This is a genomic window from Maribacter antarcticus DSM 21422, from assembly GCF_000621125.1.
GTDB lineage: Bacteria > Bacteroidota > Bacteroidia > Flavobacteriales > Flavobacteriaceae > Maribacter > Maribacter antarcticus.
Map to the genome: position 1 here is coordinate 303,806 of NZ_JHZC01000006.1, position 14,836 is coordinate 318,641.

14 protein-coding genes are annotated in these 14,836 nt (G+C 32.5%); 1 reads left to right on the forward strand and 13 read right to left on the reverse strand.

From position 1 onward, the window contains the following. Positions 1-436: 436 nt before the first annotated feature. The 10 genes from Q360_RS0106590 to Q360_RS0106635 form a co-directional block, all read right to left on the reverse strand. Complete coding sequence (locus Q360_RS0106590) at positions 437-964, reverse strand: sigma-70 family RNA polymerase sigma factor (RefSeq protein WP_027076378.1); 528 nt, start codon at positions 962-964, stop codon at positions 437-439. Positions 965-1,345: 381 nt separating this feature from the next. Beyond that, on the reverse strand, positions 1,346-3,148 hold the full coding sequence (locus tag Q360_RS22625) for a serine hydrolase domain-containing protein (RefSeq protein ID WP_051554603.1): 1,803 nt from the start codon (positions 3,146-3,148) through the stop codon (positions 1,346-1,348). Between the two features lie 222 nt (positions 3,149-3,370). Further along, a complete protein-coding gene (locus tag Q360_RS0106600; RefSeq protein ID WP_027076379.1) occupies positions 3,371-3,874 on the reverse strand; it encodes a Cif family virulence factor in 504 nt (167 codons plus the stop codon). Positions 3,875-3,920: 46 nt separating this feature from the next. After that, entirely contained in the window at positions 3,921-4,181 is a 261-nt protein-coding gene (locus tag Q360_RS0106605) for a hypothetical protein (protein ID WP_027076380.1), read from the reverse strand. A 453-nt stretch (positions 4,182-4,634) separates the two neighbouring features. Beyond that, the gene (locus Q360_RS0106610; protein WP_027076381.1) at positions 4,635-5,336 is read right to left on the reverse strand and encodes a DUF6624 domain-containing protein; all 702 of its coding nucleotides are present in this window, start codon (positions 5,334-5,336) and stop codon (positions 4,635-4,637) included. A gap of 10 nt (positions 5,337-5,346) precedes the next feature. After that, on the reverse strand, positions 5,347-6,435 hold the full coding sequence (locus Q360_RS22630) for a serine hydrolase domain-containing protein (protein ID WP_036195241.1): 1,089 nt from the start codon (positions 6,433-6,435) through the stop codon (positions 5,347-5,349). Between the two features lie 744 nt (positions 6,436-7,179). Then, positions 7,180-8,580 carry an alpha/beta hydrolase family protein gene (locus Q360_RS0106620; protein ID WP_027076382.1) on the reverse strand — a complete coding sequence of 467 codons (1,401 nt, stop codon included), beginning with the start codon at positions 8,578-8,580 and terminating at the stop codon, positions 7,180-7,182. A gap of 109 nt (positions 8,581-8,689) precedes the next feature. After that, positions 8,690-9,286 carry a hypothetical protein gene (locus tag Q360_RS0106625; protein WP_027076383.1) on the reverse strand — a complete coding sequence of 199 codons (597 nt, stop codon included), beginning with the start codon at positions 9,284-9,286 and terminating at the stop codon, positions 8,690-8,692. Then, positions 9,286-9,771: an RNA polymerase sigma factor gene (locus Q360_RS0106630; protein ID WP_027076384.1), complete on the reverse strand. Its 486-nt coding sequence runs from the start codon at positions 9,769-9,771 to the stop codon at positions 9,286-9,288. Before Q360_RS0106630 ends, Q360_RS0106625 begins: the two co-directional genes overlap by 1 nt. A gap of 305 nt (positions 9,772-10,076) precedes the next feature. Then, positions 10,077-10,934: an alpha/beta hydrolase gene (locus Q360_RS0106635; protein WP_027076385.1), complete on the reverse strand. Its 858-nt coding sequence runs from the start codon at positions 10,932-10,934 to the stop codon at positions 10,077-10,079. Between the two features lie 59 nt (positions 10,935-10,993). Here Q360_RS0106635 and Q360_RS0106640 point away from each other — a divergent pair, with 59 nt between their 5' ends. Continuing rightward, positions 10,994-11,623 (forward strand): TetR/AcrR family transcriptional regulator, encoded by a 630-nt coding sequence (locus tag Q360_RS0106640; protein ID WP_027076386.1) that lies wholly within the window; start codon positions 10,994-10,996, stop codon positions 11,621-11,623. A 73-nt stretch (positions 11,624-11,696) separates the two neighbouring features. Here the strand turns inward: Q360_RS0106640 and Q360_RS0106645 are convergent, their stop codons facing one another. The 3 genes from Q360_RS0106645 to Q360_RS0106655 all read right to left on the reverse strand — a co-directional run bounded on the left by Q360_RS0106645 (position 11,697) and on the right by Q360_RS0106655 (position 14,609). Next, on the reverse strand, positions 11,697-12,335 hold the full coding sequence (locus Q360_RS0106645; protein ID WP_027076387.1) for a DUF998 domain-containing protein: 639 nt from the start codon (positions 12,333-12,335) through the stop codon (positions 11,697-11,699). A gap of 760 nt (positions 12,336-13,095) precedes the next feature. Continuing rightward, positions 13,096-13,899 (reverse strand): subclass B1 metallo-beta-lactamase, encoded by an 804-nt coding sequence (bla, locus tag Q360_RS0106650; protein WP_027076388.1) that lies wholly within the window; start codon positions 13,897-13,899, stop codon positions 13,096-13,098. Between the two features lie 149 nt (positions 13,900-14,048). Beyond that, positions 14,049-14,609, reverse strand: a complete 561-nt coding sequence (locus Q360_RS0106655) for an acyl-CoA thioesterase (protein WP_027076389.1) — start codon at positions 14,607-14,609, stop codon at positions 14,049-14,051. Positions 14,610-14,836: the final 227 nt, after the last annotated feature.

Sequence of the window (14,836 nt, forward strand, 5' to 3'; positions counted from 1 at the left end):
CAGACATAAAAAAATTGAGAGGTATAGAACGTTTACATATAATGGCAAGCTACAAGTCCGTCTGGATATTTATTACGCAACAGTTGCGTTGTGGCGGCAAAAGGGGAAACCCCAAAAGCTACTCTATTTCTAAAGGCTAAGCCACACTTAAAAGATAAACCAATGAAATTGGTACCGTAGATTTTTTGTTATTCTGACAAACGTTCTGCTTGCGAAATGGGCAGATCTTTTATAGGGTAGGCAGCAAAAAAGGGAAAGCCCCGAAGATTATCTTACTTCTTACCACATATTACCGCTAACGTGATGTGTATGTTTAGTTGCGTGGTTTAAGCAACTCATCTAATAAAAGGAAACCGAACGTTATGGAAATCCGTATAATTTTCCGCGTACACACAGACCAAGCAATTGATTATAAACGTTGTTGGCAGACGTATTTTTATTCTGTTCTACATATTGAGCAATTCGACTCACCTATTAACTTACCATTTTTATCAGACTCATATTTACAACATTCGTTGAATTTTTTCTTTAAAATATCTTTTGCCCTTTTAATTCTTGCTTTTACGTTTTCAAGACTTATTTCTAATTCTTTTGCGACATCTTTTTGTTTTAGTCCTTTTATATAAATCAGTTCAATTACTAGTCTGTAAATTTCGGGTAAATCATTTATAAATTTATCAAAGCAACATATATCTTCATACTTTTGAAAAGGAATCTCTTTATTTGTATCTAATTTTTCCACATAAATAGATTCTTTTTTAAAGTGATTAAATATCTCGTTACGAGCAATTTGAAAAATCCACGCTCTCGTTTTTTCTTCTTTTTTGAGGTTGGATAAATTTTTATGAATTTTCAAGAATGTATTTTGGAAAATATCGTTTGTAACGTCTTTGTTTTTTACTTTTCTAAGAATGAAGAAATATAGTTCATCATTGAAATTGTTCCATATTTTTTGAGTTTCCATATTCGAAAATAAATAAAAGGTTAGTTTTTAAACCAACCATTATTAAATTTAGCAACAAGTGCATTTATCACATTCGCATTTAGAACAAGGACAATTTTTTTCTAAACAATTTCCGCAATTACATTTAGTACAATCGCAATTAGTGCATTTACAATTATTCATAACTTTAAAATTTTATGGTTCATTAAGTAGACTAATAAGCCTCATAAAAGATACATTATATTTCATTTTTTATAGGACTGCCGGTGGTTTGTATATCAAAAGTAGGCGGTTTTGAAGCGTCAAACTTTCGATTAAACACAAAGTTTGATGCGACCCAAAAGCCTTGAACTGAGCACTAATTCGCCTATTTTTTATATACATTGTTACAAACTGCCTTTTTTACGACCATAATCTAAAAGGTATTAAATTCCAGTAGATTAAGATAATTGTCCATTGGAGGATAAGTAAAATTCCAATTGCATCTATTGTCAGCGTTTTGTTTCTCCATATTTTTCTAATATTAATGATCATAGCCAAAGGCAAAAAACCAGTTACGATAGCTAATAAAACATTTGCAAAGGTTAAATCTCCTAAGTTTAAGAAAGATTGATTTATAAGAAAAGGAATAGGGATTAAAAATCCTAAAATGGATAAGAATGGTAAAGTTATTATCTGATTACGATTAAAAAGTTTCTTTTGAAAAAACAGATAACACCCTCGGAATAAAACAATAACCAAACCCGACAGTCCAAGAATAAGACTTAGCCACATAATGTATAAATAGAGCGGGTTAATTTTTTCGTAAGTTACAAGACCATCGCTCACAGCTGTTATATTTTCGTTCTTGAACAAAACATGAGAGGGATTCACTCTATCTACTTTTCTGAATAGATTGCCCCCAACAGGTAAAAGAGTGTAAGTTTCGTTTTGAATGGATTGTACGATCAACTTATTATTCTCTTGATTCAATTTTATTGAATTAAAAAGTAAATCTAAATATGCAAACATTTCGAATCGAACAGGATTCATTTTATAATAGCCATTAAATTCATCGATATTTGAGGGTAAGTTATTTTTTACTTTTAGCTTTTGAGGTTTATCGATTCCTAAATGATTAATAAAAATCGAATTAAACTTTTCGTAATTTGCAGTTTCGCTATCGGTATTAAAACTAATAAAAAATCCTTTTTTTTGCTCAGGAAATAGATAGAATGTTGCTCTGTAACCAATCGTATTTCCACGATGAAACTTCCCTACAACACCATATCTGTCTCTGTAGCTAAGTCCAAATTGATATCCTGAAGTCAACCCATTTTTATAGGATTCTGTTGATATAGGATGTCCCATTTGATTTAAAAGTTCTTTACGAATAAAAGATTTTTTATTAATAACACCATCGCTTATTAAGAATTTTGCGAGTAATGCCATATCCTTTGCAGTTGTTGTAAACTGCCCAGCTGGACGTAAAAACATAGGAATGTTTTCTTGCGTTGTCCCAGTATCAAAATGCCCCATTGCCAAGTGTTGGTCAACATTCTCTCCTTTTTGAGTCGTAAATTGAAAAGTACTGCTGTTCATACCTAAAGGAACAAGAAGATTTTTGTCCAAATAGTTTTCGTAAGGTTCTTGAGTTATTTTTTCAATAATTAAACCTAAAAAGGAATACCCCATATTTGAATACGAAAATCGAGTTCCAGGGATGGTTCTCACTTTCAATACAGAGAGGTTTTTAGAAAAAATATATTCTAATGGTGTAGTAGAAGTAGGTTTAGTACTAAATACTTGCCAAAATCTGGCATCTTCAATTCCAGATGTGTGATTTAATAAATCTCTTATAGTAACTGGATTAATTTCTCTCCAAGGGTTGTCAAAAGGTATATTGGGTAAAATTTTGTAAACAGGAGAATCAATGTCCAACTTTCCTTGGCTTGTTAAACGAAGAATTCCTGTCGCAATCAGCGTCTTTGTCACTGAGCCAATTAATACCCTATCGTCATTTTTTAAAATTTCTTTTGTATTGGTATTCTTTAGACCTGTCTCGCCAGTTGTAACTATATCATCACTAATGGTTGACCATACAGCACCAGTCAAATTTTCGCTTTCAATGGCTTTTTCTAATAATTTTTCCAAGGCAACATTATCTTGTGCTACTATGATATTAGATAATAGTATGGCCAGAAATAATATAAACGGTTTTATCATTTAGGATGGTTTACTCTTAAGACGATTCATTACTCCGTTTGTAACTTTTTTAGAGGTTGTTCGTAACGTTTCGCATATGAAAAGTAGGCGATTACGAAGCACAAAACTTTCGGTTAAGCATAAAGTTTGAAACGAGGCAAAAGGCTTGATTTTACTAATGTTTTGCCTATTTTTTATTTACATTTTTAGGGGTTGGTTATTTTGTTCTTTTTAGGGCAATAGTTAATTGAATGATTGATAAGCTACTTTCCACTCTGCTTTTTTATTCTTCCGTAAGATGACGAGGGCCGAACGAGAAATATCTTGGCTTTCATTGGTCTTAATTGTTGTTACAGTTCCATGAAAATGGTAAGCAACATAAGCTAAGTCACAGGATGCATCCACATAGTCAATTATTATTTCATCGTAGTTTATCTTAATACTTTTAAATGCTTCGCGAATAGGTTTGAAGTCCACCTTGCCCATTTGAATAGGGGGCTTGCCTTCTGACTCCATATATAAAAAGTCGCTAGTAAAAAAATCAGTCCATTTATTAAATGTTAGGCTGTCCGATAGGTCTCTGGTCATAACGGCATCATGCATAGAAAGTACAACTTGTTTTATATTAACAGAATCAATTTTAGTCGAATTTTTAGTTATACTTTTTGTTTCCTTGTCTTTTTCAGGGTTGGTATTACAAGAAAAAAGTACGGTCGCCAAGATCAATATGGTACATAGCTTTTTCATTTTCTTTTATTGTTTTTGTCGATATATGTGGTTGCTAAACTTACTGCTAACGGCTAAGATATAAGTAGTGCAGGAGCAGAGCAGTACGCACCTTCCTTATTTTACACTTAGTTAAAGCAGTTTTTTTGTGTTTATTTTTTGTTATAAATCGCAAATCAAACTGTTTTAGCAGACCTTCTAAAAATACGCAAACCTTTTGATATTGACCAAGCTCCGCATTACGTATAGGTCTTGTTAGCGGTTTTATGTAACCCGAACCAAACGCTAAAAGACAAGCCATTCCTGTAATTCCTGTAGATTTTTCCACTTTTAACCTGCAGCGATACACCTAAGCAGACATAAAAAAATTAGGAGGTATAGAAGGTTTACAAATACCGGCAAGCCACAAGTTCGTTCGCCTATCGATTGCGCAACAGCTGCGTTGTGGCGGCAAAAGGGAAAACCCCGAAAGCTGCCCTATTTTTAAAGCCTAAGCCACACTTAAAAGATAAACCAATGAAACTAGTAACGCAGATTTTTTGTTGCTCTGATAAACGTTCTGCTTGCGAAATGAGTAGGTCTTTTATCGGGTAAGCAGCAAACAAGGGAAAGCCCCGAAGATTATCTTACTTCTTACCACATATTACTAATAACGGTCTGTTTATGAGTAGTTTCGGTTAAACTTACCCTTACTTTCTAATTTACCAAATAACTTTTTGACTTGCACTAACTTCGGAATAGCTGGGAACCACAATTAATTATAACCGTTGTTGGTATTTTGTTATTTCTTTTTATTCCGTCGTTCTTTTTCAAATTCTTCAGTTCTTTTTATTTGCTCCTCAAGATTCCACTCAAAGTTGAATCTGTTTTTTAAATGTTCAGCTAATGGTCCAAGTCCAATTTTTGCTCTTCTTTTATCAATGTTAACGGGGTCGTATATAGGCCATACATTAAAAGTTTTAGTATCTGGATAGTACTTCATTTGTCCTCCATAAATTTGCAAATCACCTCTCTCTGTAGCAATTCTATCTTCTGCTCTCACTAAAAATCTAGGGTTCAGCTGTTTCTCATCTACAGCTTTCCTCATTAAAGGGAGGTACTTAATTCTGATGTCATTGTCTGAATGTTGAATTACGGCACAAATAGTAATATTTCCTTGTTCGCCTATAATGTCTATGTCCGGCCATCCGTAATTATCAAGAATTTCTTTTATTTTTTTTTCATTGACAGGGTGATTTCGTTCGTATATTTCCTGATATTTATTTGCTTGTTCAGAATCTACCCCATATTTTCCCATCATAGCATCTCGTAAGCGTATAGGCTCTTGCTCAGCTCTGTATACCGTATCTAGAATAGCAATAAGGTGTTCACTATCAAGCAAAAATTCTTTTTCTGGTTGTTGTTCTTGGCTTGTCTTTTTCTCTTGGGCGCAAGATGTTGTTGCCAAAACAATTAGTAGGAATGAAAAATTTAATGTTTTCATTAGGGATAAATTAGTTGTTATCAAGAGTTTTCATTAATTCAAAACTTAAATCGTTGATTATACGACTTTTATTGCTGTAAGTAGATACATTAGAGAGTATAATTATTCCGTTTTTATTAGTGCTATCAATAATTAGTGAGGATGAATATCCTCCAGTTCCACCGTTATGCTTATACCAAATATCACCAGATTTTCTATTGATAATTTCCCAACCTAACCCATAGTCAGAAATGGTATTGATAGTGAACGTTTTTGTTCTTGTAAGTTTTAGTTCTTTATTTGTATTATCAAATTGAGCCAATGCAAATTTAGACAGATCTTCTACTGTTGATAGCATAGCTCCGGACCCTGCTAAAACACTCAAATCCCAATTGGGCACTTTGTTTCCAGATTCGTCAAGTCCTTTTATTATTAATCCCTCTACGTTTTCTCGTTTGGTAGTTGAATTAGTCATATTGTATTTTGATAATATATATTTATATAATATGTTTTCATAGCTTGAGTTTTCTATATTACACAGCACATAGCCTAATAGTCCACAACCTAAATTTGAATACTCATAATGTTCACCAGAGATGTTTACTAACTCTAACTGGTTAGACAGGTATGATTCTAATTTTTCACGAGTGTATTTTTGATATGGATTTTTGAGGTTTGCTAATGCAAGGTTTAAATTTGAAGGTAGTCTGGGAAGTCCAGAAGTATGGTTTGCTAGTTGTTTAAATGATAGTTCTGTGCCATTATTAAGTTTTACATGTATATAACTATTAATTTTATCATCTAAGTTAAGTTTTTTGTCTAATGCAAAATTAGCAAGTAGTGTAGCAGTGAAAACTTTAGTTATTGAGCCTATTTCAAAAACAGATTTATAATTATCGACATTAAAAATAGACTCATTCTCTAGTTTAACTCCATCATAATTTACAGCCCCATTTTTTATAATCCCAATTGAAAGCTCAGTTTGGTTCGGGAAGTCTTTGGCTTTTTTAAGGATTAGGTCAGTTTGTTTTTTAGCTAAACTATTCGATAGTGTGTTTTCTTGACTATTACCACAAGCACATAGTAAGAATAGAAAAAGAATATATTGATATTTGCGCATAGTTCATTATAAATGCTAACGCCAAAGCTATAGGTAGTGCGGGAGCAGAGCAGTACGTATCTTCCTTACTTTACACTTAGCTGAAGCATTTTTTTTGTGTTTATTTTTTGTTTTAAATGCCAAATCAAACTGTTTTGGCAGACCTCCTAAAAATACGCAAACCTTTTGATATTGACCAAGTCCCGCATTACGTATAGGTCTTGTTAGCGGTTTTATGTAACCCGAACCAAACGCTAAAAGACAAGCTATTCCTATAATACCCCCGTAGATTTTGCCGCTTTTAACATGCAGCGATACACCTTAACAGACATAAAAAAAATTAAGAGGTATAGAAGGTTTATAAATACGGGCAAGCCACAAGTCTGTCTGGATATTTATGACGCAACAGTTGCGTTGTGGCGGCAAAAGGGAAGACCCCGAAAGTTGCGCTATTTCTAAAGGCTAAGCCACACTTAAAAGATAAACCAATGCAATTGGTGCCGTAGATTTTTTTTTGCTCTGACAAACGTTCTGCTTGCGAAATGAGTAGGTCTCTTATAGGGTAAGCAGCAAAAAAGGGAAAGCTTCGAAGATTATCTTACTTCTTACCATATATTACCGCTAACGTGATGTGTATGGTTAGTTGCGTGTTTCAGCAACTAAACTAGTAAACAAATGCCTACTAGAGGCAATTCCGAAGGAATTCTCTAGTAGGCAATAACCTAGCAATTGATTATACACGGTGTTACCAAACGTTTTTATGTATTATTTAAGATGTGCTAAAACCCAGTTTGATATTTCTTTCAATACTATTGGAGAAATTGTTTGTTCTATTAATTCATATTCATCCATTTCACCTGTTTTACTTTCTTGAAAAAGATGATTTAAACCTTGTAATTTTAGAATTTTATAGTCCTTATTCTTTCCTTTACTTAAGGCATCTTTGATTCCTTTTTGATTTATTTCTGCCAATACTTGTGTATCATTAGTTCCATTTAAGGATAAGACAGGAATACTTAATTTTTCAATTTCATTGGCAGGATTGTAGTTATAAAAATAACGAATCCAAGGGGTGGTTCTTGTTTCAATTAAACCTTTTATAATTTCAGAAACTTTAGCATCATTTCCAACCAAAGGTTTTAGGATTGGCGCAATGGTAGCATTGTAATGTGTGGTAAGTTCACTTTTAATAGCTGATATTTCTTTATCTGATCCTGCAATTTTAATAGCTTTTCTAATGGCTTTTTCATACGCATCTTCATCAGGCACAGGAAAAGGTCTCAGAGTTTTCGATTGTATCAGTGATAATTCACTTCCAAGAATCCCCGTAGAAGCAAGCAATACTATAAAAGAAACATCATTGGTTTGGTTTGCAGCTAGTGGAGCAATAATACCACCTTCACTATGACCTATTAGACCGATATTATTTAAATCAATGTCTGCTCTTGATTTTAAGTAATTTACTGCACTAATTACATCTGTAGAAAAATCTTTAGTTGTTGCATTGCTGAAATTCCCTGTAGATTTACCAAAACCACGATCATCATATCGTAATACAGCAATTCCTTTTCGGGTTAAATAATCAGCAAGTATCCAAAAAGGTTTATGATTAGAAAAAGTTTCATCTCTATCTTGTGGTCCGCTACCGCTGATTAAAATAACCACAGGAAATTTTCCATTTGTACGAGGTAAAGTCAATGTCCCAGAAAGTGACACATTTGCTTCTTCATTTTTAAAAACGACTTCTTCTTCGTTATATGGGTATGGCTTCACAGGCTCTTGAGGCCTTTTAGTAGTTTTTTCTAATTTGATTTTACCTCTTTTTAAAATCAAAGGAAGCGCAGTAGGACCTTCGCTAAAAGTTCCTTCAAATTGTTGTGTATTTTCATTAAAATTTCCTTCGTATTTTATTCCCAAGTTGGCTCCATCAATAAATAATGCTCCATTTTTAAAAGATGTTTTTTGAGGTTTTAACCCAGACATTCTTTGGGTTGGAATTTCTATAGTGGTTACATATTTATTTTCAGTGTCTTCTATGTTAAAAATAAAACTGATTTCTTTGCCTTCTCCTAGTTCTGCTGTTCCATACCATTTTCCGATAATGTCTTGAGAAAAACTCAAAACTGAGTATAAAAGTATGGCGATTGTTATGTGTATTTTTTTCATTTTTTGATATTTAAATTTGTCAATATTTGAACGTATTTCTCCTACCCGAACAAAATTCAGAACAGAAAACAATACACTAATTATTTATGATTATTTGATTAGAAAAGAATTAGAGTTCTAGTTCCTTCAATATGTTATTTGCTGAAGTTGTTGCCTTCTTGTACTTTTTAAGTACCCATTGCGTAAATATGTATAAGACTCCAATTCCTGAAGGCACTAACCAATTCAGTTTTTCTGTCACTGTAAAAACATCAATACCTTTCATGATTTTACTAAATGCAATAACGGATAATATAAGCACTAAAAAACTAACATAAAAGCTAATTTTTTGTAGTAGCATAAATCTTGTTTCTCCTTTAGCATACTTAGTTAGAGATTCTTTGTACGTATTTTTTGAAATATTAATAGCTTTCATTTGTTGAATAGATTTTAATGAAAGAATAGGTAATATTAAACAAGAAATAATTGTTATAGCTCCTGAAAGTTGTAGATACCAAACATCCAATAATCCAAAATTACTAATGAGATATATTACCACAGCAAAACAAATTAGTGCAGCTATCGTTTCTGGGATTGAAATGTGACGTAATTTATTTTCATAACGTTCCTGTGTCAGATCAATGATTAATTTATCTGTTAATACTTTTTGTTGGTCAACTTTCTGACTCATATCATTCCAAAGGGATTTCATTTCTTCTAGTTCCATTATTTTTTAATTTGAGTTTTTAATTTTTGTTTAATTCTGGCTAAACGTGTGCCAATATTAGTAGTTGTAAATCCAGTAATTGTAGCTATTTCATCATAATTTTTACCTTCCAAATGAAGAAGGATGATTCCTCTTTCAACTATACTGAGTTCTTTTATATGCGCATACAAAAGCGTAATTCGTTCTACCATTACAGTATCTACTTCATTCATTTGATTTAAAAGAAGGTTGTCTATTGATACTTGAGACCCTCTTCTTTTTTCTTTTTTCAAATTACTGATAGCAGTATTTAATGCAATGCGATACATCCAAGTACTAATTTTAGAATTTCCTTTAAAAGAATTGTAAGATTTCCATAACTGATACACAATTTCTTGGTATAAGTCATTTTGATCTTCGGTATTATTCGAATAAATCCTTGTGACTTTATAAATAATGCCTTCGTTTTCTTTTATATCCTGAATAAACTCTTTTTTTGTATGCATTTTAAGTTTAGTGACACTCTATTAGTATAAGAAGTATTTAAAAAATCACAAAAAAATGTGTTTTTATTTTATTAATTTTTTAATCTACTAAAAATGAGAATCGTAAATTCTATGTGTGGTAACGGTTCGGCTAAACTGCATTGAAATGCAGTTTAGGTTTTGTTAGCTACTTTTTAATATTTGTCGTTGTTGCCATCTTTGTCCTGTTGCTTTAAAGAAACTCTTAATTAAGCACGAATAGCTGTCCCAAAAGCTATCTATAGTTTCAGGCAATCAGTTACAGTTCCATGGTACAATACTTATTTCTATTTATTCATAATTACAGATGCTATTATTGAATTGTCTTTTTTATTTTGAACATGTTTCGAGTTACTCAATAATACTGTATGTTTAAGAGTTGGGAAAATTTTCTTAGCGCGTTTTATCATTTTACCACCAGGGAAAATGATGTCATTTTCTGCACCAATCAATGTTATTGGTGTTTGGATTTTTGAGGCTTCACTTGTTTTTATTACTGGAACAGGAGTAAAGTCCATAATGAAATGTGAAAATACTGCCCCTAAGTATTGCTGTGCAAAGTCATCCTTTTCAGTAAATGCTGAATCTAGAAACCGTTCGAGATATTTCGTTTTTTTCGTTTTCATAAAACGCTTCATTGGGATAAAGAACTTGAATAAGACTTTTAGAGGATTGCCGTTAACAACATAAGCAGGAGCGGATAGGTATACTTCCTTTATTTTATGTTCATTGTTAATTAATGTTTTTAGTATAACTAGTCCTCCAAAAGAGAATCCTGCCATAGTAACATCCTCCAACTCTAATTTATCAATGACCTCATTCATCCATTGACCATAGGAATCATCTTTCATGCTCAGTCTTGTTTCAGCACTTTTATTTGGTTGAGCAAGAACATCTACTGAATAAATCGAAAAGGAGTCAATTAAATCTACATAGGTTTCCAGTGCAATAGGTGAGCAACCGTTTGATCCATGAATTAGAATAATTGGTGGTTTTGATAGATTCCCTGCTATAATAACATTGGTTTTACCGAAACTAGTTTCGAGTACTCGGGTAGTGTGTGGAATGTCTAACTCTGCCAATTTTGCATCATATAGTGATAGAATTTTATGTTTACCATTTTCAGTTTTGTAAAGCGACTCCATAATTTTACTTAATTTTAGGATGAATTTACTAAAAAATAGTTATTAGGACAAGTTTACTAATGAGTACTACAAAACAAAAAATATTAGACGTATCAAAGGAACTTTTTAATGAACATGGTTATGGTCAAGTAACCATACGAATGATTGCACTGAAGCTAGATATGAGTTCAGGGAATCTAAACTATCATTTCAAAAAACGTGAAGAGATTTTGGAATATTTATATTTTGAGATGGTTTTTGATTTTGATCAAAGAATTGAAACTTTATCAGAGATTGAAATATCATTTACTCAGATACGGAATGACATTCAAGATAGTATGGAAAGAATGTTGAATTACAAATTCATATGGACTGACTTGTTCAATATATTGCAGTCAAATGATAAGATTAGAGCACATTTTAATAAAGTAAACCCAAAAAGAATTTCGGGAAATGTGTTTTTATTTGATCAACTTCAGAAAATGCAATTTATGCGCATAGCAAATTTTCAAAATGAATATGAAATGCTTGCAGAACGGATGGTGAATTTTGGAGATACATGGATCTATACTTCTGAGGTTTACAAGAGGAGTAGTTCGAAGAAATATTTGGAAAGCCAAGTCAACGCAATGCTCACCATGATTTATCCATATCTAACAAAAAAGGGAATTCAAGAATTTGAAAAATCTTTTCCAAAATGGTTTAATTAATCTCTTCTGCGGATTGTAGCTAACGTTTAGTATAAACAGTCGTTTTAATGCTGTTTATACATTTTAATGCTGTTTATACATTGTAACCTGCTGGTATTTTGTTTTTTATCGCAATAGCACAAGTTATTATCCAAATAATGAACAGTGTCTCAATAGTTCGCTGATATAGGCCAATATATTCAGGATTGAAACCAGAGAACAACAAATAGATAAATAGTATGCTTATTATTCCATAAGTGATTGCTTGTATTGATAATCTATTATAATTCGGTAGTTGTTTTAAGCCAATACCAATGAGGATAATGCTAATAGGAACGAATATATATGTCAATAACCCTGTTAGATTATGAATTACCTGGGAAATACTTGGGTCAACAAATTCTTTGTTACAACCACTGTCACATGGGAAGAATCCAACAATTACTGTGGCCAAACCGTAAAATATACCTAGGCCACAAAATCCTATTTTGGTCAGTTTAGATGGCTGAAAATATTTAAATCCCAGAAAACAAAAAATAGTAAGAAGAATTCCACTTGGGATAAATCCAAAGGTTCTTAAAATTATTCCATACTCAGTGTCAATTGCATAGGTTTCACTTATAAACTGACTTGTTAAGCTATAGTTTTCAATTAGAATTCCACCTATGATTGAAGAAACAACAAAGAGACCAACTCCAAGTATTCCGATAAAAAATGTAATTTTATTATTCATCTGTGTATTCGTTTAATTCTTAATTTTTTCCACTTGCTGGTAACGCCAAAGCTATAGGTAGTGCAGGAGCAGAGAAGTACGCATCTTCCTTATTGTACACTTAGCTAAAGCAGTTTTTTTGTGTTTATTTTTGTTTTAAATGTCAAATCAAACTATTTTGGCGGACCTTCTAAAAATAAGCAAACCCTTTGATATTGCCCAAGCGCCAGATTACGTATAGGCTTTGTTAGCGGTTTTATGTAACCCGAACCAAACGCTAAAAGACAAGCCATTCCTGTATTTCCTGTAGATTTTGCCGCTTATAACATGCTGCGATACACCTAAGCGGACATAAAAAAATAAGAGGTATAGCACTTTTACAAATACAGGCAAGCCACAAGTCCGTCTGGATATTGATTGCGCAACAGTTGCGTTGTGGCGGCAAAAGGGAAGACCTCAAAAGCTGCGCTATTTTTAAACGCTAAGCCATACTTAAAAGATAAACCAATGCAACTGGTAACGTAGATTTTATGTTGCTCTGATAAACGTTCTGCTTGCGAAATGAGTAGGTCTTTTATAGGGTAAGCAGCAAAAAAAAAGGCAAGCCCCGAAGATTATCTTACTTCTTACCACATATTACCGCTAACGAGATGTGTATGGTTAGTTGCGTGATTAAGTAACTAATTTAGCAAATACAAAACCAACTAGAAAATCCGCGAGGATTTTCGTGGATAGGCTTGTACTAGCAATTAAATTTATACGGTGTTAGCAGCTGCCTGTTTTATTCAAATAACTCTATTGTATAGTCAAATAATTCTGTTCCGCCCCATTTTCCGTGTCCCGGAATTATAATTTTTGCTTTTGGATATTTTAATTTGATTTTGCGAACAGTCTCCGACCATTTGGCCGTGCTTGCATCTCCCAAATACCCCTTGCTTGCTCCAACCTTTTTAATCAAACATCCACCAAAGACGGCATTGTCTTCTGGGAAATATCCTATGATATTATCTTTAGTATGACCTTCACCAAAGTATTCTAAATAAATCTTTTTGTTTCCAATATTTAACGTGCGATTATTATCAAATTCTTTAATTGGTTTAGTAAATATTTGACCATTATTTTTTAATAACGCTATAGTTTGGTTTGTAGCGTATGTTGGAATATTATATTCTTCAAATACCTTTATTCCTCCAATACAATCTTTATGAAAATGAGTTGGGATAATAGCGATTATCTCACTTTTGAGTTTATTAGTAACAAATTTTATTAATTCTAAGGAACTTTTGTTGTCCGTTGGTGTGTCAAATATTACTCCTTTATTTTCATTTATGGCTAACATTCCATTACAGGCTACTTTTCCGAAATCGTCTGTGTTTAAGAAGGAAATATGTTCATAAATATGATTTGATAGCTTTTTAATTATCAAATTTTCGGTTTGATAAATAGTTAAACCATTAACTAAATCTGTCTTAGATTTCTCATTATTTGTTTCTTGTTTTGTCTGATTTTGTTTAGTTGAAGATTCTTTACAGGAAATAAAGGTGAACCCTGTAAGAAGAAAGGTTGCTAGTAATAGTTTTCTCATAAATTTTGATTCCTATTTCGGTTTTTGGTTGCTGCCAACGGATGGTGGTAAGAAATCGTAGCGCACTTAAATACGATTCAGCATCAAGCCGCTAAGCCGTTTGTTAAATGTTATATTGTTCAAATTTCGCACCATCTGCCCAATGTTTTTTACCGTGTGTTGTGTGTAGTTTTTAATGGTTTTATATTTTTTAATATTTGATAGTCATCATTGAACATGTTTAAAATATTTATTGATGGATTCATTTCTGCTTGATGCAATCCGCTATCGTAAATTATTTTACGCATGTCTTGTGCTTTTTTGTTTTTCCAAAATGCAATCTTTGTAAAACCAATTGCACGGATTTCACCGTTTTGCTCAAATGTATGTCTGTGATATACCCATTTATCATCCCACCCTTCTAAAATTAGAGTAACTCTAAATTTTGTCCATCTTTTTAAAGGTTTTTTGTATACGAACTTTTGAGAACCTAATACAGGGAATACTCCTTTCCTAAATGTATTGTCGTATAACTTAGTCCTGAAAATTATTTCAAATCGTATGAAATCCATATAATAAAAGTATTTAGAATTTGCCATGTATCGCATAGCATCACAGTCAAGAATACTTACCGTTCTCTCCCGAGAAAGATTTGTTACTAAGTCAACTTTATTCCAAAAGAATTTAGCACCAATATATATGTAAAGTATGTGTACCCAATAATAAATCATAGTTCGAGTATTAGTTTTGAAAGTTATTGTATCATGTTAGAATATACATTACACACAACGGCTAAGCTATAGGTAGTTCCGGAGCAGCGCAGCACTCATTTTCCTTATTTTACACGTAGCTAAAGCAGTTTTTTTATGTTAATTTTTTGTTTTAAATACAAAATCAAACTGTTTTGGCGAACCTTCTAAAAATACGCAAACCTTTTGATATTGACCAAGCCCCGCAG